Below are 17,236 nucleotides of genomic sequence, written 5' to 3' on the forward strand. Positions count from 1 at the left end.
GCCGCTCAGATCGCCTCACCGGCCGCGAACCCGCTCGCCCAGGCCCACTGGAAATTGTAGCCGCCCAGCCACCCGGTAACATCGACCGCCTCGCCAATGGCGTAGAGCCCGGGCACCTTGCGCGCCTCCATCGTCTTGGAGGAGAGACCGGCGGTGTCGATCCCGCCCGCGGTCACTTCCGCCTTGGCAAAGCCTTCTGAACCATCCGGGACAAAGGGCCAGCGCGCAAGCTGCGCTTCGGCCGTGTCCAGGGCCTTGTCGGACAAGTTGCCAAGCTCGCCCGTCAGCGCCAACCGCTCGGCCAGCGCCTGCGCCAGGCGGTCGGGCAGCGCCTCGCCCAGCACCTTGCGCAAGGCGACCTTGGGCCGCGCGCGCTTGGCGGCCTTGAGCCAGCCGCGCTCCTGCCCGGGCAGGAAGTCGATATGGACCGTATCCCCGCGCTGCCAGTAACTGGAAATCTGGAGAATGGCGGGACCTGACAGCCCCCGGTGCGTGAACAGGGCGGCCTCGCGAAAGGCGGTCTTGCCGCAGGTCACGACGACTGCGGTCGCAACGCCCGAAAGCTCGCGGAACAAGGCCTCGTCGGCTGGAAGCGTCAGCGGCACCAGCGCGGGGCGCGGCTGGACGACCTTGAGGCCGAACTGGCGCGCCAGATCATAGGCAAAGCCCGTCGCCCCCATCTTGGGGATCGAGGGGCCGCCCGTCGCAATCACCAGCGAAGGGGCCTGCGCCTGCGCCGCGCCGTATCGTACCGTGTAGCCCTCGTCGCCGCGCTCCACGCTGGCCACGGCATCGCCGCAGTGGACCGTGACATCGCCCCTGGCGCATTCCTCCAGCAGCATCTCGACGATCTGCTTCGCGCTGCCATCGCAAAACAGCTGGCCCAGCGTCTTCTCATGCCAGGCAATCCCGTGCGCCTCGACCAGGTCGAGGAAATCGCGCGGGGTGAAACGGCTCAGCGCCGACTTCGCAAAGTGCGTGTTGTTCGAGAGGTAACGCTCTGGAAGCGTGTCGATATTGGTGAAGTTGCAGCGCCCGCCGCCCGAGATCAGGATCTTCTTGCCCGGCTTCTCGGCATGGTCGAGCACGAGCACGCGGCGCCCGCGCAAGGCGGCAACGCGCGCGCAGAACAGACCTGCCGCGCCTGCACCCAGGATTATCGCATCGTAGGTATCGCTCACGAGGTGGCCGTCTCCGCCGCCCCGACAAGGTCGAGCGCGAGCGCCTCGGCGACGCGGATACCATCGACCGCGGCCGAGAGGATGCCGCCTGCATAGCCCGCGCCCTCACCTGCCGGGTAGAGCCCGCGCGTGTTGAGGCTGTTGAAGTCGCGCCCGCGCGTGATGCGCACGGGCGAGGAGGTGCGCGTCTCGACCCCGGTCAGGACGACATCGGGGTGGTCGTAGCCCGGCACCTGGCGCCCGAAGACAGGCAGTGCCTCGCGGATCGCCTCGATCACGAAATCGGGAAGGCACTCGGCCAGGTCGGTCAGGTGGACACCGGGCTGATAGCTCGGGGTCACGACGCCGAATTCGCTCGAGGGTTTGCCTTCGAGGAAGTCGCCCAGTTTCTGGCCCGGCGCCTTGTAGTTCGAGCCCCCCGCCTTGAACGCCAGCTCTTCCAGACGCCGCTGGAGCGCTACGCCCGCCAGGACGTCGCCGGGAAAGTCCCGCTCGGGGCTGATGTCGACGACGAGGCCCGAATTGGCGTTGAACTCGGCGCGCGAGTACTGGCTCATGCCGTTGGTGACGACGCGCCCTTCTTCCGAGGTCGCGGCCACCACGCGCCCGCCCGGGCACATGCAGAACGAGTAGACCGTGCGTCCGTTCGAGCACTTGTGCGAGAGCGCATAGGCCGCCGCGCCCAGGATCTTGTTGCCCGCGTTGGGCCCATAGCGCGCGGTGTCGATCCAGCCTTGCGGATGCTCGATGCGCACACCGATCGCAAAGGGCTTGGCCTCGACGTGAACGCCCGCCTTGTAGAGCACCTCGAAGGTGTCGCGCGCGGAGTGGCCAACCGCCAGGATCACGTGGCTTGCGGGCAGGAACTCGCCCGTGGAGAGATGCAGGCCACAGATCTTCTGGACGCCGTCCTCTCCCGTCTCCAGTTCGAAATCGTCGACCCGCGTGCTGAAGCGGTATTCCCCGCCCAGCTTTTCGATCGTCTCGCGCATCGACATCACCATGGTGACGAGGCGGAAGGTGCCGATATGGGGGTGCGCCTCGGTGAGGATGTCCTCGGGCGCGCCGGCCTTGACGAACTCGGTCAGGACCTTGCGGCCCAGGTGTCGCGAATCCTTGATGCGCGAATAGAGCTTGCCGTCCGAGAAGGTGCCTGCGCCGCCCTCGCCGTACTGGACGTTGCTTTCGGGATCGAGGACGGACTTGCGCCACAGCCCCCAGGTGTCCTTGGTGCGCTCGCGCACCGCCTTGCCGCGCTCGACGATGATCGGCTTGAAGCCCATCTGCGCGAGGATCAGCCCGGCAAGCAGGCCGCACGGGCCCGCCCCGATCACCACCGGGCGGGGGCCTGCATAGTCCGCCGGAGCCCGCGTCACGAACTTGTAGCTGGTGTCGGGCGTCCTGCGCACATGCGGATCGTCGGCGAAGCGTTCGAGCACGGTCGCCTCGTCGGCCAGTTGCAGGTCCAGCGTGTAGATGAGCTTGATGGCGTTCTTGCGGCGCGCGTCATTGCCCCGCCGCGCGATGGCGAGGCGCTGGAGTTCGCCCGCAGCCAGGCCAAGGCGCGCGATGACGGCTGCCTCAAGGTCCTCGCTCGCATGGTCGAGCGGCAGGGCAAGGTCGGAAAGTCGGATCATGGCCGCGCCATAGACGCCTTTGCGCGCCGGTGCCATCGCAAGATTGCCTATGTATCGGCCCGGGAAGGCAGGCAGGCACCGCGTGCGGGGGAGGACCCGGGGGGGGGGAGGACCGGGGGGAGGACATTGCGTCCCCTTTCGGGAGCCCTCGCCATGGGGTAAGGGCCGATCCCAGCCAAGGAGGTACGATCATGTTCATCGCGATGAACCGTTTTCAGGTGCTGCGGGGCGAGGAGGACGCCTTCGAAGCGCTTTGGACAAACCGCACGACCTATCTCGACGAAGTGCCCGGATTTGAGGGCTTTCACATGTTGCGCGGCGACGCGGCGGACGATCACACGCTCTATGCCTCGCACACGCTGTGGCGCAGCCGCGCCGATTTCGAGGCCTGGACGAAGAGCGAAGCCTTCCGCAAGGCCCATTCGCAGGCCTCCGAGAGCAAGCCCAAATACCTCGGACCGCCCCGCTTCGAAGGCTTCGAGACCTTCCTGTCCGTGCCCGCCGGGGACGAAGGCGCATGAGCGAGGAAACCGCAGGCGAGGACCAGCCGATCATCGAACGCGTCGGCGGCAAGGATGTCATCGACCGGCTGGTCGTGCGCTTCTACGAACGCATGGACACGCTGGAGGAGGCGCGGCCCCTGCGCGCGCTGCACCCTGACGATCTTGCCCACACGACCCTCATGCTCCAGAACTACCTCACCGAATGGCTGGGGGGACCGCCCCTCTATTCGAGCGAAAAGGGTCATCCCCGCATGCGCATGCGGCACATGAAGGTGCCGATCGGCAATTCCGCGCGCGACCAGTGGATGCTGTGCATGAACGGCGCGCTCGACGAATGTATTGCCGACGCGCCCGCGCGCGAGGCCATCCGCAACGCCATGGCCAAGCTTGCCGACTGGATGCGCAACACCGAGGACACCCCGGCGTAAGGGCCTTGAGCAAGGCTTTGTTAACAGTTAGAGCTATCTGCAAATAACGCTTGCCAATTGCCGTACAAGTTCGGCAGATAATGATTTGCAATGGCAACCTTGGCACTCTCCCCCCACCCTACGCAGGACCGTCTGATCACGGCTGTCCTGAACCAGTGGCAGATTGAAGGCTCTTCGGGCATCTCGGCCCGCCGCCTCGCCGCGCAGGCCGATGTGCCGGTCTCCTCGATCTACCATCATTTCGATTCGCTTGAGGAACTGCAGGTCTGCGCGCAGCAGCGCGCGCGCCATGAGGCCGAGAACTGGTGCGCCGCCCTGCTCGAGGCCATCGGCGATTTTCCCGCCTGCCCCGAAGCATTCGGCGGCTTCTTCGCGCACGTGATCGACGCGTGGTGCGAAGCGCAGCGCCATCTCGCCTTTGCCTGGCGCGAATGCGATTCCGCCCCCGATACCGAAGACCTCATTCACGGCGAGGCCCAGGCTTGGCAACGGCTCTGGTACGAGTTCTGGCGCGAGGCCTGCGCCCACTTCCAGGTGTCCCACGGCCGGGTGATCACCAAGCGCATCTTCGATACCGAGAGCATGTTTCACCTGATGCGCTGGCACCGCGCCATTGACCAGGCCGCGCTGGGCGAACTGGCGCGTACGCTGGGCAGCTGGCTCGCGGGAACCCCGCCACCGCCGACCCCATGGCGTGACCATACCCGTGCGCTCGCCTTGAAGACGATGCCCGCTCTTCCCGAACGTGACGAGACGGCCCGGCGCATCGTCGAGGCCGCGCAGCAGGTCCTGGCCGAGGGAGGGAGCCCGCACCTCACCCACCGCCGGGTGGCCCGCCGGGCCGAACTGACGCTGGGCACGGTATCCCACAAGTTCCCGACCAAGTCGGAACTGCTCGGAGCCGCCTTTGAAGGTGCCTACAGCGTGATGGTCGACAAGCTCGACCCGCGAAGCTTCTCCTCTGCCGATCTCGACGCCGTGATCCACGCGATCGCCGACAGCATCTCCAGCGCCACGCGCGAAAGAGCGCGCAACGAACTGTTCCTTGCGGTTGCCCGCGACCCGGCCCTGTCCCATTTCGGCCGCCAATTGCGTTACCTGCGTGGCCGCACCGGCCGCGGCCTGCTGCAATCGCTGGTGGGCTCGCAGCGCACCATCACCGCGACCGAAGGCGCGCTGTTCTCGGACTTCAGCCTGGGCCAGATCCGCCGTCACGCCCTGTTCCCGTCCTACGACATCTGCGGCCAGATCCGCGCCGAGTTCGTCGAACTCCTCGCCCTTTTCGAGCGTCCCTCACCCGACGCCTGACGGCGTTCCTGCGCCCCTGAGCGAGCGCCCTTCGCCGGCATGGACCGGCTCCGAACAGCGGCCTGCCCTCCGTCTTCGGCTCGGGTGCATCCGGGGCTGAGCGCGCGCTCCCCATTCCGCACCGCATGTCCCGCATGGCTTGACAGGGAGCCCGTGCGTGCTACTTCGCGGCCAGAACGTTAATGCAACTCATTCTCATTATAAGGATACGAGCAATGGCCGCGATGCGTGGGGCACATCTGGTGAAGCATTCCGGGAAGGAGGTGCGTCGCTCCGGCCGGTCAACGCTTCTGCGCAGCAGTGCCTTCGGCGCGCTCGCCGCCTTTGCGGCCCTCAGCGCGACGAGCGCCCGGGCCGAGGACGCCCCTGCCGACAGGATCATCGTGACCGGCGCCGTCCCCGACGACTATACAGTGGACGACCAGTCGACCTCGACCCGCCTCGACCTTTCGCTGCGCGAGACGCCGCAGGCGACCACGGTCATCTCGCGCGCGCAGATCGAGGACTTCAACCTCGACACGATCAACGATGTCCTGCTGATGACCCCGGGCGTGAATGTCGAACGTGCCGAGACGACGCGCACCTATTACAACGCGCGCGGCTTCGACATCATCAACTTCCAGTACGACGGCGTGGGCCAGCCGCTGCCCTCCGGCCTCCAGATCGGCGCGATCGACACCGCCACCTTCGAGCGCGTCGAGGTCGTGCGCGGCTCGAGCGGCCTGACCTCGCTGACCGGCAACCCGTCGGCCGCGGTCAACTATGTGCGCAAGCGTGCGCGCCGCGAAACCGGCGGCCATGCCAGCCTTGCCTACACCCGCTTCGACCGCGTTCGCGGCGATGTCGACGTGAACATGGCCCTGACCGAGGACGGCGGCGTACGCGCGCGCTTCGTGGGTGCCTACGAGGACGGCGGGAGCCATCTCGATTTCTACCACGATTCGCGCCTGACGCTCTACGGCACGCTCTCGGCCGATCTGGGGGACAGCACGGTCGCCACCGTCGGCTACGGCTGGCAGGAGAACGACCCGACCGGCGTGACCTGGGGCGGCGTTCCCTTCCTCGATGCGAACGGCGACATGCTCGAATACGACCGCTCGATCACCACGGCCCAGCCCTGGTCCAGCTGGCATTCGATCAGCCGTGACCTGTTCGGTGACATCACCCACGACTTCGGCAATGGCTGGGAGGGCAAGGTCTCGGTCTTGCGCCGCGTGCGCACGATGGAGGCGGAACTCTTCTACCTCTACGGCGCGCAGGACGCGGACGGCAACGGCCTTTACTCCTGGCCGGGCGCCTACATCGACCGTCACAGCGAGACCACCTTCGATGCGCACCTGACGGGCAACTTCACCCTGTTCGGGCGCAGCCACGATCTGGTCCTGGGCGCGAACTACGGCGAGGCACATCTGCGCGAGGATGAGGCCGAGGCGCCCGCGCAGACGAACCTTCCGCTCACCCCCGAAGAGGCCTTCGGCGGCGCCTTCGCGCGTCCCGATTTTGGAGAGTACAGCCTGCAGGCCGCCTACACGACCAAGACGTACGGCGGGTACGGCACGCTGCGCCTCTCGCTCGCCGATCCGGTCCACCTGCTCCTGGGCGGCAATGTCACGCGCACCGAGCGCGAGGGCCAGTCCTACGGAACCCCCAACTATTTCGCCAAGACGCGCTTCCTGCCCTTCGCCGGCCTGACCGTTGATCTCACCGGCTCGCTCAGCGCCTATGCGAGCTACGCGACGATCTTCAACCCGCAGATCAACATGCGCCGCGACGGCTCGGTGCTCGATCCCCTTGAGGGCAAGACCTACGAGGCCGGGATCAAGGGCGAATGGCTCGACGGGCGCCTCAACGCGGCCATCGCCGTCTTCAGGACCGACCAGCAGAACGTGGCCGAGGCGACCGGCGAACTCGTCGAGAACTCCGTCCAGAACGCCTACATCCAGGTCGACAATTCGTCGCGCGGGGTCGAGTTCGATGTCTCGGGCGAACTCCTGCCGGGCCTCCAGCTGACCGGCGGCTATGCCTATGTCGATATCGAGGACAACGACGGGATCAATGCCCGCACCTTCATCCCGCGCCACACCGTGCGCCTGAGCACGGTCTACACTCCCCCCGTGCTTGATGCGCTGCGCCTGGGCGGTTCGGTCCGCTACCAGAGCCGCATCACCAACGATGGCGCGGTCCAGGACGAATACGCCGTGGTCGACCTGATGGCGCGCTACCAGCTGACCCGCAACATCTCGCTCGGGTTCAACCTCGATAACCTCACCAACGCCAAGTACTGGCAGAGCATCCAGTTCGCGCAGGGGCTCTACGACGCGCCCCGCACCTGGCGCGGCACGCTCGGCGTCAGCTTCTGATGGCCTCGGCGTTTCTCCTGTCGACCGGCTTCGTGCTCGCTGCGGGAGGCCCTGTCCTCCTGCGGATGGGCTGGAACGGCCCCCGCCCGGCGGTCGCCCTGGGCTGGGCCGCGCTGGGCTTTGCGCTTGTCCTGACCCTGACCGCTGGCGGTGCCTGGGGCCTTGCGGCGGGCGCCACACTGGCCTCTCTGGTTGCACTTGGCCTTCTTGCCGTGGCGGCCCTGCGCAGCCCCGCCCCGGCGCGCACCCGCGCGCCGCGTGAACCCGCCCTGCGCCGTGCACCGCGCCCGTCCCTGCCCGACATCGCCCGGCGCACCGGCATCTTCCTCATCATCGCCCTTGCCGATCTTGTCGCCTCGCTGGCCCTGGGCTGGGGGGCGCAGCGTCTGGCCTGGCTCTCGGGCATGGCCGAGGCCGACGCGCTTCTTGTCGGGCTTTTCGCCCTGCCGCTGTGCTGGGCGCTTCTGGCGAGCTGGCAATTGACCCGCATTCGCATCACCGACATGCTGCTGGCTGCACTTGCCGTGGCCATCGCCGGAGGACTTCCATGGCTGACGCTGTAAATCCCGCCGCTCCGAAAGAGGGCTTCGTCGCCCGCGCGCTCAAGGGCCACGCCGCGCTCGGCCTGCTCACGGGCGCCCTGCTCTATCTGGTGTGCCTCTCGGGCGCGCTCGCGGTGTTCCAGCAGGACCTCCAGCGCTGGGAAGAACCCAGCGCGGCCGAAATGACCTCGATATCGCCCGCCGCCGTGCAGCGCGCGATCGAGGGCACGCTCGAACGCCAGGGCAAGGCCACCGACCATGCCTTTGTCCACATGCCCACGCGCGGCTTGCCCCGCACCATCGTCACCACCGACAACGGCGCGAACTACGTTGATGCGCAAGGCAATTACGACCGGGCCGAGGCGCACGCCTGGACGCAGTTCGTGCTCTATTTGCACTATTACCTGAACCTGCCCGCGTTCTGGGGGATCATGGTGACGGGCGCGCTCGGCGCGATGCTGGTGGCGGCCGTCGTCACCGGTGTCCTGGCCCACCCGCGCATCTTTCGCGATGCCTTCCGCATGCGCCTGCGCGCCCAGCCGCAGTTGGCCCGTGCGGACCTGCACAACCGCTTCGGGGTCTGGCTCCTCCCCTTCATTGCCGCGCTCGGCTTTACCGGCGCCGTCATCGGCCTGGGCCAGCTTGTCTTCTACACCGCCGCGCAAGAGCGCCACGGCGGCAATCTGGAAGAGGCCTTTGCCCCGATCTTCGGCGAACACCCGGCGCACGATCCCGCACCTGCGCCCGTCGCGCGCGCCGACCGCGCGCTGGAGTGGATGGCGCAGAACCACCCGGACCTATTCGTCAGCTATGTCACCATCGAGGAAACCGCCACGGCGGGCCAGCAGATCTCGGTCCTTGCCGAGCATCCGCGCCGCCTGATCTATGGGGAGAACTACCTCTTCGATGGCGCGGGCAACTTCAAGAAGGCGCTAGGCCTTGCCGACGGCGCGCTCGGCCAGCAGGCCGCCGCCTCGGTCTACAAGCTGCACTTTGGCACCTATGGCGGCATTCCCGTGGAACTGGCCTACCTTGTCTTTGGCCTTGCGCTGTGCGCGATCATCTCGACCGGCACCACGCTGTGGCTGATGAAGCGGCGCGCGCGCGGCCTGCCCTCACCCCGCCTCGAGGCGGTCTGGGCGGTGACGATCTGGGGCAGCCCGATCCTGATGACAGGAGCCTACTGGCTGCGCGTCGTGGCCGGGCCGCAGCTGCCCTTCGCCGCGCTGTTCTGGTCGGCTCTGGTCCTGGCCACGATCCTTGCCGCTCTACGTCCGGCGCTGGCGCCCTCTCCGACCTTGCGGCGGGTCCTGGCCGCCATGCTGGTGCTGACCGGGATCGGCCACGTGATCTTTGCAGGGCCGCTGCCCGTGAGCTCGCTGCTGATCGATGCCGCGCTGTGCCTGGGCGCGCTGGCGCTCCTTGGCCCCGAAGCCCTGCACCTGCTGCGCCGGGAGCGCGCAGGCAAGGCGCGCCTTGCGCCGCAGAGCTGAGATCAGGTCGCGTAATCAAGTTCCGGCCGCGTGCGCTCCTGCTCGGCCGGGTCGGTCTCGACGAGGTTGATGAGGACCCCGTCGGGATCGCGCAGGCACACCTCAAGCTGGGCGCGGTGCTCCATTGCGAAAGTCTGCGGCTCGGGCGCCCAGGTCGCGCCCAGCGCGCGCAGCCACGCCATCGTGGCGAGGATATCGGTCACGTAGAAGACCAGCGCAACTTCGCCGATGCGCGCAGGGCCGGTGGGCGCGGGGAGTTCCTCCTGCGTCGTGCCATCGGCCAGCTGGAACAGGCCGACCATGCCGTAGTTCGGCCCCGGCCGCTTGAGGATGCAGATGTCGAACGGACGCGGATCGTCGAACCCCAGGATCGCGGTCGCCGAAGGGTGCGCGAGATGCGCCTCGATATAGGTCTCCGACAGGCCGATGGCGCGATAGAAGGCCGCCGAGCGCGCAACATCGCGCACGAAGATCGTGGCCCGGATCAGCGCGGAACTGGGCAGAGATGGCTGGGTCGGTGTCGTCATGCGCGTGGGCCTCGCCTCGATAACTTCGGATGAAGTCACGAGGCTAGGCGCAGGCACGTGAATTCAGACGTCCAAACGGGCGAGCTGTTCACGGTCCGGATAGCGTCCGAGCGCCAGCAGCGCCGCGCCGCCGATGGCAAAGAGCACGATCGCCACGGTCAGCATGAGATCGTAGCTGCCGGTCGTGTCGCGCACATAGCCATAGAGCATGGGCGAGATGGCCGAACCGATGCCGAAAGGCGCATAGAGGAAGCCGTAGATCCGCCCGTAGTGGCGCAGGCCGAAATAGCGCGCGGTCATGAAGGCCACGATGTCGGTCTCGGTCCCGGCCGCGACACCGATCAGGAAGCCGCCGAAGAGAATGAGCGAAAAGCTCGTGCTGGTGCCCATGAGCAGGTAGCAGGCGATCGCGGGCAGCAGCATCGCGGGGAACGCGACGCCCGGCGCCCAGAAGCGGTCGAAGAGGAAGCCGATGCCCAGGCGCCCGATCAGGATGCCCAGCGCCACGCAGCTCATCACGGTCGCCGCATCGCCCGCGGTAAAGCCATGCAGCTCGACCATCTGGGCCATGTGGATGTGCGCGCCGCCATAGGAGAACGAGATCAGCAGCGTGCTGACCAGCAGGATCCAGAACTGGCGGCCGTGCATGGCCTGGCGCAGCGAGAGACCCACGACATCGCCATCGGCCGCCTGCTCCAGCGTGGCGGGGCGTTCTTCCGGGCGTGGCTCGCGGAACCAGGCGATTATGAAGGGCATCGCCAGGAACAGCGCGAAGACCGTCGCCGCGGGAAAGGCCGCGCGCCATCCGCCTAGGTTGATCGCGAAGTTGACGAAGTGGGGCACGAACATGGCGGTCGCGCTGGTGCCCAGGAGCATGATGCCAAGGGCCAGCCCCCGGTGCCGGTCGAACCACATCGCGACCGCGCGACTCCAGGTCACCGGCGTCGAGCCGATGGCGACAAGGCCCAGCGCAGCCCACCACATGTACCAACCAGGCAGCCAGTCGGGCACGAAGTAGAACGAGGCGAAGACGAGAATGAAGGCCAGCATCGAGAGGATGCCGACCCGGCGCACGCCGAAGCGGTCGCAGAAGCCGCCATAGACAGGCGCCAGCATGGCGCCCAGCACACCCCACATCAGCGTGGCGGCGCTGATCTGGGTATAGTCCCAGCCGAACTCGTCATGGATCGGACCCATGACGAGCGGCAGGACGTTGAACGGGATCGGCGAGGCGCCACACGCGGTTGCGAGGAGGGCGGCGAAGACGACCTTCCACCCCTTCTTGAATTCACTAGCCAATTGTTTTGCCTCGACGATCCTGTTGCGGTTTCAAAGTATCAGAAATTGTACCGCAGCTTGCCCATGATGGTGCGCGGCGGATTGATGTACGAATAGCCCAGATAGGTCTCGGTGAAGACCTCGTTGGTGCAGTTCTGGCAGTTGACCGAAAGCTGCCACTGCTTGTCCGGGCCGTTGAGCGCGATGCCTGCGTTGAGCGTCCACTGCGCGGCCGAGTGCGAACCCACGACGTAGCGGTTGCCCGAAGCCTCGTAAGTGCCCGTGCCGGTGTCGGCATCGTAGTAGATGGTGCGGTTGGCCGACTGGACTTCCATGGCCGAACGCCAGGTCGCATCGACCGAGGGGACCAGCGAGAGATCGCCCATCGGGATCTCGTAGCTGCCGCCCATCGCCAGCGTCCAGTCCGGGGTACGCACCGGGGTTGAGATGCCGCCCGCATCGGTCACGATGCCCACGCCGCAGCGCGAGGTCACACCCGAGAGGCACTCAGCCTGCTGCGCCGCGACCGAAAGCACACCGTATTCGTCGCTTTCGGGCGCGTTGCGGTCGATGATGTACTTGTCGTCCTGGTAGCCTGCGGTGAGGTGCAGGTTGAGGCCAGGCGTCGGCACGAAGACGAATTCGGCTTCCACGCCCTTGTTGCGATAGTCCGCGAAGTTGCGGGTGAGGAAGGCGATCGAGCCATCGTCACGCACGAAGCCCGCCGGGGTCTGCAGGTCCGAGATGTCCATCCAGTAGACGGTGAGGTTGGCGCGCAGCATGCGGTTGAACCATTCCGACTTGATGCCCGCCTCGTAGCTCCACACGCGTTCGGGACCGAAGGGCAGGAACTCACCCGGGCGCGTCGCGCGCGAGGCCCAGCCGCCCGACTTGAAGCCCTTGGTCGCGCTGGCGTAGAGCAGCACGTCCGGATTGATCTGGTAGTTGATGGCAAAGCGCGGGGTCCAGATCTTGGTCTTCTGCTCGAGCGGAATGCCCGCGGCCTGGAGATTGCCGTTGTTGAGGCAGGCCGGACCGCCCGTGAAACAGACCTCGCGAAGGTCATTAACGCCCACCTTCTTGGTCTCGTCGGTGTAGCGGATGCCTGCGGTCAGCTTGAGGCGGTCGGTGACGTTGGCGTCGAACTGCGCATAGCCCGCCAGCGATTCGGTCGAGTTCTTGATGACCTTGTCGTCGAGCAGCAGCGCGAAGGAGGACGACAGGCCGAAGATGTCGGCCGTGTTCGTGTTGTTCTTCTCCTTCATGTAGAAGCCGCCCACGACGTAGTCGAGGAAGCCGTCGAAGAGCGAACCGTTGACCTTCACTTCCTGGCTGATCTGGTCGGTCCAGATGTCGCCCAGGATGGTGAAGCCGCCGAAGGGATAGCCGCCCACCGCCGGATAGGGGGTGGCAATCGAGGGCGCCGAGCGGCCATCGTAGAAGTCGAGGCCGTACTCCATGTTCTGGCGCAGGTAGCCGGTGATGAACTCGACCGTCGCCTCGTCGGCCACGTCGACCGAGAACTTGGAGGTAATGAGGTCGGTGACCGACTTGCTGTGCTGGCCGTAGTCGGCCTTGTCGCCGGTCACGCCCAGATCACGGAAGACGTCCGAGGAGGCCTCGGTGTAGCCGCTCGAGGCGTAGCGCCCGCTGCATTCGCTCGGATCGGCGGGATCGCAGTCGAAGTTCAGGATGTTCTCGGATTCATCGACGATGTGGGTGTAGCCGGCCGACCAGCGCACCGAATCGCTGAGCTCCCCGCGCAGCGCGAGGCGCGCGCCCCAGCCATCGATGTCGTTGAGACGGTCGCCCGTTGTCGTGTTCTTCACATAGCCGTCGCTGTCCTGCCAGTAGGCCGAGACCTTGGCCGCGAACGTCGGGCTGAGCGGCACGTTGATCGAGCCGCGCAGGGTCTTGGCCTCGTACGTGCCGTAGCCGCCCTCGAGGAAGCCGCCGATCGAATCGAACTCGGGCTGGGCCATGTGGACCGAGACCGCGCCGCCCGTGGTGTTGCGGCCGAACAGCGTGCCCTGGGGCCCGCGCAGGACCTCGATGCGGTCGATGTCGAAGGTCGAGAAGTTGTTGGCGCCCTGACGCGAAATGTAGACGTCATCGACATAGGTGCCGACCGGAGGATCGAAGGTCGCGATGGATTCGGTGCTGCCGATACCGCGGATGTAATACGTGTTCGAGGACCCCAGACCGGTGTTGTTCATGCCGATCATGTTGGGGATGTACTGCACGACCTGGAGCGTGTTGGTAACGCCGCGCGCATCGAGTTCCGCGCCCGAAATGGCCGAGATCGCAATCGGCACGCTCTGCGCGGTTTCCTCGCGGCGCTGTGCGGTGACGACGATTTCCGCGACCTGGGCCGCAGGGCGGCGGGCGCTCTCACCCTCCGTGTCCTGGGCACGAGCCGGGGTCGCGATCGCGAAGAGACCGCATAGCGCGGTGCTGGCCGTCAGTACTGCTTTCCTCATGTTCCATCCCTTTGTGTTGCGCGGCTACCGAAGTGGCCGTTCTGGCTGGCTCCACACCCTCGAAGGAGCCCATCGTTCCGGACCGCTCGATCTGCGTCGAACTGCTCCGGATTTCCCCTACGAAGGTTCGTCCCGAGAGGCCTTCTGTCAAGCCAGAAATGGCGACACTTGACTTTTTTGGTATAACTCCATTACAAAATTGTCACAGGCCACACGAATCACACAAATAATCACAATAACGTGCTGATTTACAGGCATTATTTCTGACGCCGAGAGACAGTACGGCGAAGCCCGCAGAGTGCTCCTCAGCGCTTGACAGGCCGTAATTTGTCCAGACATATCCAAGGCAGGACAGCGCAAAGCGCAGGGTCCAGTCGCTATCCGACAGGCGGACATCAGGTCGTCTTGTTCACGCCTGACAGTCCGGCTCACCCATGGCCTGACGTCTGAAAAAAGGGAGACCGTCGACCGATGAACAGCCCCGCCTCCACCCCCGCCGGTTCCGCCAGCGCTGCCTTTGCCCCGCTCCCGCGCCGCCGCGGCCGGATCCACTATCGCAAGCTCGACGAGACCGCGCCCTGGGGCTTCGAGGACTGGGACATCACGCTCGGCGCCGATGGCATGCGCACGCTCACCTCGCACTGCGAGCTCGCCATCGCGGGCGACGTCGTCGTGCGCGACAGCGTGATTTCGGTCCACGCCGACTTCCACCCTTGCGAGGCCTACGTGCGGATCATGAACAAGGGGCTCCTGACCGGCAGCGGCTGGTTCCGCTTCACCGACACCGAGGCCCACTGCGAGAGCTATTCGCAGGATCTGGGGCGGGTCAGCCAGACCATCGAGATCCAGCGCCCGATGCGCGGCTTTGGCCTTCATGCGGTGCAGTCCGACGGCTGGCTGGCCGCCACCTTCCCCTTCGAGAAGGGCGTGGGCCATGTCGAGTTCAAGGGCCGCAACCTGATGCACAGCCTGCATCATCTGGGCGCCACCGGCCCGAGCCTGGCCACCACCACCTCGGGCTTCGAATTCCTGGGCGTGGAGGAGGTGACGGTCCCGGCCGGCACCTTCACCTGCAACCGGGTGCGCCTGCGCGGCATCGTCAACGACCACCCGCCCTACGACATGTGGCTGAGCCGTGACGCCGACCGCCTCTACATCAAGGGCGAGGCGCAAGGGTACCTCGCCTCGGTCTTCGAACTCGTCGAACTGGACGGCGCGCCGCTCGGCGACGCCTGAGCCCCACCCTGCCCTCTCGCCTGAACCAACCGAAAGACCCCGCCTCCATGGAAATCACCCGCCACTTCGTCGATGTCGGCTCCCGGCGCGTCCACTACCGCCGCTGCGGCGCAGGCCCCGTCGTGCTCATGGTCCACCAGAGCCCGCGCTCCTCGACCGAGTACGAGGCGCTGATGCGCACCTGGGGCGCGAACTTCACCTGCATTGCGCCCGACACGCCGGGTTTCGGCCAGTCCGATCCCCTGCCCGAGGCAGATGCCACCATCGATGACTTCTCCGACGCACTGGTCGACCTGCTCGATGCACTGGGGCTGGAGAAGGTCGCGGCCTATGGCTTCCACTCGGGCGGCACGATCCTGGTCAACACGCTCAAGCGCGCGCCCCAGCGTTTCACCGCGCTCGCCATCGGCGGCTACGCGATCTGGACCGAGGAAGAGAGCAAGGCCTTCTCGGAGAGCTATCTCCCGCCCTTCCAGCCCAGTGGCTACGGCGAACACCTGACCTGGCTGTGGAACCGCATTCTGGAGCAGACCTGGTTCTTCCCCTGGTTCGACACCCGCAAGGAGGCGCGTATTGGCGTCGCCCATGCCGATCCGGTGCGCGTGGACGCCGTGATCCGCGAGATGCTCGATTCGGGCGATGCCTACCGCGTGGGCTATGGCGCGGTGCTGCGCGCCCCGCGCGAAGTGCCCGGCCCCAGCGACGAGACCCGCCCCGTCCTCATCCTCGCCTACGCCGCCGACGTTCTTTACGAGCACATCGACCGCCTGCCCGCCCTTCCCGCCCAGTGGGAAGCGCGCAAGGTCGCCACGCCCGCCGACCAGCAGGACCAGCACATCGCGCACCTGGGCGCCCACGCCTGCCCGCCCCCGGCGCAGCTGGGCGAATGCGCGGACGAAGGTTTCCTGACCCTCACCTGCGAGGGCTTCTCAGGGCGCCTGCACTGGCGCGGTCTCAGGGATGCTGGCAAGCCACTGGCGATCCATGCGCCGGGCAGTTCGCTCGAACTCCTCGACACGACCTCGGCCTGCGCCATCGATCTGCCCGGCCACGGCCTCTCGGATGACTGGAGCGGCCCTGCGCCGACCGACCTCGCCAGCTGGATGGCGGTGCTCGAGGCGGCTCAGCAGGCCCTGGGCTGCAGCGAGATCGTCCTGCCGCCTGCCCCGCTCGGCGATCCCGAGGCGCTGTTCCCCGATCTCACCCCCGACCGTTTCGGCGCCTACCTCACCCGCGCCTGGTCAATCGTGCGCGCGGGCAAGATGTTCGCGCCGTGGTACGAGGCAAACCCGGCAAACGCGATCGACTTTGTCCCCGAGGCGCTCGATCCCCAGACCTTGCGCATCGAGCACCGCGCCCTTCTGCGCAGCCGCGCCGCGAAGGCGTGGGCAAGTGCCTGCCAGAACGTGTAAAGATACAGCGCATGGAGGTAAGGGGGCGCGTCGAAAGGCGCCCCCGGCGCCCGATATCCGATCTGACTAGGGAGAGACCGTGAGCAAGAGGCAGGCGCCACGTTACGAACAGCTCGCCGACGAACTGCGCCGCGCGATCCGCTCCGGCCAGTTCGACACGGATGCGACCTTTCCCACCGAGAACGCGCTGTGCGAGCACTATGGCGTCAGCCGCTTCACCGTGCGCGAGGCCCTGCGCTGCCTCCAGAACGACCGGCTGATCTCGCGCCGACGCGGCTCGGGCACCGTGGTGGAGCCACGCAGCGTGCGCGAGAGCGCGCGTTTCCAGGCCTTTTCCAGCCTCGATGCCAGCCGCCAGTACGCGGCCGATGCGCGCATGACGCTGGCCCGCGACGGCGAGGCCGCCCTGCCCCGCAGCCTGGCCGCCTTTGTCGAAGCCCAGCACACGGCCCTTCACAAGGGCAAGTGGGCGCGCCTGCGGGGCCTTCTCACCCAGGGCGGCGGCGATGACCACCCTGTCGCCGCGATCGAGGCCTACGTCCGCCCGGACCTGGCGCATCTATTGGAACGCGTCGATCTCGATTCGCGCGCGCTCTTTCGCCAGCTCGAAAGCCACGGGGACTTCACCATCGGGCGCGTGATCCAGCAGATCGCCTCGGTCCCGGCCAGTATCGCCATGGCCAAGGCGCTCGGGATCCCGCGCCGTACACCGTGCCTGCGAATCGTGCGCGTCTACCACGACAGCGACGGCGTCCCCTTCGAGATCACCAACACCCACCACCCGGGCGAGGCCTTCTCCTATTCCATGGTGATCGAGCCCGAACAGACCTGAGCCCTGTACGCCCCTGCAA

The 17,236-nt window shown here is 66.8% G+C and carries 14 protein-coding genes; 9 read left to right on the forward strand and 5 right to left on the reverse strand.

Going from position 1 to position 17,236, the window contains the following annotated elements:
- Window positions 1–5: 5 nt before the first annotated feature.
- Window positions 6–1,181, reverse strand: a complete 1,176-nt coding sequence (locus HT578_RS05715; protein ID WP_213502618.1) for a BaiN/RdsA family NAD(P)/FAD-dependent oxidoreductase — start codon at window positions 1,179–1,181, stop codon at window positions 6–8.
- Window positions 1,178–2,818: an NAD(P)/FAD-dependent oxidoreductase gene (locus HT578_RS05720; protein ID WP_213502619.1), complete on the reverse strand. Its 1,641-nt coding sequence runs from the start codon at window positions 2,816–2,818 to the stop codon at window positions 1,178–1,180. The genes HT578_RS05715 and HT578_RS05720 overlap by 4 nt, the downstream gene beginning before the upstream one ends.
- A 191-nt stretch (window positions 2,819–3,009) precedes the next feature.
- Between HT578_RS05720 and hmuQ the strand changes: the two genes are divergently transcribed.
- The 6 genes from hmuQ (at window position 3,010) to HT578_RS05750 (ending at window position 9,452) form a co-directional block, all read left to right on the forward strand.
- A complete protein-coding gene (gene hmuQ, locus HT578_RS05725; RefSeq protein ID WP_213502621.1) occupies window positions 3,010–3,339 on the forward strand; it encodes a heme-degrading protein HmuQ in 330 nt (109 codons plus the stop codon).
- A complete protein-coding gene (locus HT578_RS05730; protein WP_084592167.1) occupies window positions 3,336–3,749 on the forward strand; it encodes a group II truncated hemoglobin in 414 nt (137 codons plus the stop codon). Before hmuQ ends, HT578_RS05730 begins: the two co-directional genes overlap by 4 nt.
- Before the next feature lie 90 nt (window positions 3,750–3,839).
- A complete protein-coding gene (locus HT578_RS05735) occupies window positions 3,840–5,057 on the forward strand; it encodes a TetR/AcrR family transcriptional regulator (RefSeq protein ID WP_213502623.1) in 1,218 nt (405 codons plus the stop codon).
- 215 nt (window positions 5,058–5,272) lie between these two features.
- On the forward strand, window positions 5,273–7,417 hold the full coding sequence (locus HT578_RS05740) for a TonB-dependent siderophore receptor (RefSeq protein WP_213502625.1): 2,145 nt from the start codon (window positions 5,273–5,275) through the stop codon (window positions 7,415–7,417).
- Entirely contained in the window at window positions 7,417–7,980 is a 564-nt protein-coding gene (locus HT578_RS05745) for a hypothetical protein (RefSeq protein ID WP_213502627.1), read from the forward strand. The genes HT578_RS05740 and HT578_RS05745 overlap by 1 nt, the downstream gene beginning before the upstream one ends.
- Window positions 7,965–9,452, forward strand: a complete 1,488-nt coding sequence (locus HT578_RS05750) for a PepSY-associated TM helix domain-containing protein (RefSeq protein WP_213502635.1) — start codon at window positions 7,965–7,967, stop codon at window positions 9,450–9,452. The genes HT578_RS05745 and HT578_RS05750 overlap by 16 nt, the downstream gene beginning before the upstream one ends.
- Before the next feature lie 2 nt (window positions 9,453–9,454).
- Here HT578_RS05750 and HT578_RS05755 read toward each other — a convergent pair whose 3' ends face one another.
- The 3 genes from HT578_RS05755 to HT578_RS05765 all read right to left on the reverse strand — a co-directional run bounded on the left by HT578_RS05755 (window position 9,455) and on the right by HT578_RS05765 (window position 13,737).
- Window positions 9,455–9,979 (reverse strand): VOC family protein, encoded by a 525-nt coding sequence (locus HT578_RS05755; RefSeq protein WP_213502637.1) that lies wholly within the window; start codon window positions 9,977–9,979, stop codon window positions 9,455–9,457.
- 63 nt (window positions 9,980–10,042) lie between these two features.
- Window positions 10,043–11,278 carry an MFS transporter gene (locus HT578_RS05760; protein WP_213502638.1) on the reverse strand — a complete coding sequence of 412 codons (1,236 nt, stop codon included), beginning with the start codon at window positions 11,276–11,278 and terminating at the stop codon, window positions 10,043–10,045.
- Window positions 11,279–11,316: 38 nt separating this feature from the next.
- Entirely contained in the window at window positions 11,317–13,737 is a 2,421-nt protein-coding gene (locus HT578_RS05765; RefSeq protein WP_213502640.1) for a TonB-dependent receptor, read from the reverse strand.
- A 471-nt stretch (window positions 13,738–14,208) separates the two neighbouring features.
- On the opposite strand from HT578_RS05765, the gene HT578_RS05770 reads away from it, so the two are divergent.
- The 3 genes from HT578_RS05770 (at window position 14,209) to HT578_RS05780 (ending at window position 17,217) form a co-directional block, all read left to right on the forward strand.
- Window positions 14,209–14,973, forward strand: a complete 765-nt coding sequence (locus HT578_RS05770; protein WP_213502642.1) for a hypothetical protein — start codon at window positions 14,209–14,211, stop codon at window positions 14,971–14,973.
- A gap of 47 nt (window positions 14,974–15,020) precedes the next feature.
- A complete protein-coding gene (locus HT578_RS05775; RefSeq protein WP_213502644.1) occupies window positions 15,021–16,385 on the forward strand; it encodes an alpha/beta hydrolase in 1,365 nt (454 codons plus the stop codon).
- A 79-nt stretch (window positions 16,386–16,464) separates the two neighbouring features.
- Complete coding sequence (locus tag HT578_RS05780; protein ID WP_052322405.1) at window positions 16,465–17,217, forward strand: GntR family transcriptional regulator; 753 nt, start codon at window positions 16,465–16,467, stop codon at window positions 17,215–17,217.
- The last annotated feature ends 19 nt before the right edge of the window (window positions 17,218–17,236 follow it).

Source organism: Novosphingobium decolorationis (genome assembly GCF_018417475.1).
Classification (GTDB): Bacteria; Pseudomonadota; Alphaproteobacteria; order Sphingomonadales; family Sphingomonadaceae; genus Novosphingobium; species Novosphingobium decolorationis.

Excerpts from the sequence above, each read along its gene's own strand:
- HT578_RS05730 (WP_084592167.1), top strand. The coding sequence starts at position 3,336 with ATGAGCGAGGAAACCGCAGGCGAGGACCAGCCGATCATCGAACGCGTC.
- HT578_RS05740 (WP_213502625.1), top strand. The coding sequence starts at position 5,273 with ATGGCCGCGATGCGTGGGGCACATCTGGTGAAGCATTCCGGGAAGGAG.
- HT578_RS05750 (WP_213502635.1), top strand. The coding sequence starts at position 7,965 with ATGGCTGACGCTGTAAATCCCGCCGCTCCGAAAGAGGGCTTCGTCGCC.
- HT578_RS05735 (WP_213502623.1), top strand. The coding sequence starts at position 3,840 with ATGGCAACCTTGGCACTCTCCCCCCACCCTACGCAGGACCGTCTGATC.
- HT578_RS05765 (WP_213502640.1), bottom strand. The coding sequence starts at position 13,737 with ATGAGGAAAGCAGTACTGACGGCCAGCACCGCGCTATGCGGTCTCTTC.
- hmuQ (WP_213502621.1), top strand. The coding sequence starts at position 3,010 with ATGTTCATCGCGATGAACCGTTTTCAGGTGCTGCGGGGCGAGGAGGAC.
- HT578_RS05755 (WP_213502637.1), bottom strand. The coding sequence starts at position 9,979 with ATGACGACACCGACCCAGCCATCTCTGCCCAGTTCCGCGCTGATCCGG.
- HT578_RS05770 (WP_213502642.1), top strand. The coding sequence starts at position 14,209 with ATGAACAGCCCCGCCTCCACCCCCGCCGGTTCCGCCAGCGCTGCCTTT.
- HT578_RS05720 (WP_213502619.1), bottom strand. The coding sequence starts at position 2,818 with ATGATCCGACTTTCCGACCTTGCCCTGCCGCTCGACCATGCGAGCGAG.
- HT578_RS05775 (WP_213502644.1), top strand. The coding sequence starts at position 15,021 with ATGGAAATCACCCGCCACTTCGTCGATGTCGGCTCCCGGCGCGTCCAC.
- HT578_RS05745 (WP_213502627.1), top strand. The coding sequence starts at position 7,417 with ATGGCCTCGGCGTTTCTCCTGTCGACCGGCTTCGTGCTCGCTGCGGGA.